A 230-nucleotide genomic window follows, 5' to 3' on the forward strand; every position below is an offset into this window, starting at 1 on the left:
TATCAACAATCGGCATATATCCACGAGAAAAACCCAAGCGATTGATAAACAATGGAGCAAACATCAATTCATTAGAAGTCAAATCGATTACCTTCTCAGGTTCGTTAAACACTGCATCAAATACGTAGACTTTTATGCAGTTTTCAAAACCACCTGCTTTCGCAGTCAAAGAAACGATCTGACCAAAGACATACCTATCATCAGGATACTTGAGCCTAAATATATCCCCT

1 protein-coding gene is annotated in these 230 nt (G+C 37.8%); it reads right to left on the minus strand.

Annotated elements, in window-relative coordinates; translation table 11 throughout:
• Positions 1 to 230 (minus strand): Imm26 family immunity protein (locus tag R0K30_RS23840; protein ID WP_410613544.1); only part of this gene is annotated, 230 nt, incomplete at both ends.

The organism is Bacillus sp. SIMBA_154 (genome assembly GCF_046536015.1).
Taxonomy (GTDB): domain Bacteria; phylum Bacillota; class Bacilli; order Bacillales; family Bacillaceae; genus Bacillus; species Bacillus pumilus_P.